General features: G+C 54.6%; 1 protein-coding gene. It reads left to right on the forward strand.

All coding sequences use genetic code 11. The features are described 5' to 3' along the window. A partial coding sequence (locus D7V77_RS42890) for a molecular chaperone (protein ID WP_147452403.1) occupies positions 1-401 on the forward strand: 401 nt, incomplete at both ends.

Genomic DNA, 401 nt, shown 5'->3' on the forward strand with positions numbered 1-401 from the left:
CACCAATGCCGATACCCATACGCCCTATCTGGTGCAGTCGTGGGTGGAAAATTACGCGGAAAACGATAAGGCCAGGGTGCCCTTCATTGTAACGCCGCCCTTGTTCCGTCTCGATCCGGAGCAAAATAACGTTCTGCGGATTAACTTTATTGGCGCCTCGCTGCCCCGCGACCGTGAATCGGTCTTCTGGCTGAACGTCAAAAGTATCGCCCCGACGCCTCAGGGCGAGGTGAATAAGCTGCAGGTGAATATTAAATCGAAATTCAAAATCTTCTATCGCCCCAACGACCTGGCGGGCGACCCGGCAAAGGCCTGGCAGCAGCTGAAGTTTAGCCAGTCCGGCGGTCGGCTGACGGTGATAAATCCCACTCCCTACTTCGTCTCTTTTTACGCCATCGAAG

The organism is Corallococcus sp. CA041A, from assembly GCF_003612075.1.
Lineage (GTDB): Bacteria > Myxococcota > Myxococcia > Myxococcales > Myxococcaceae > Corallococcus > Corallococcus exiguus.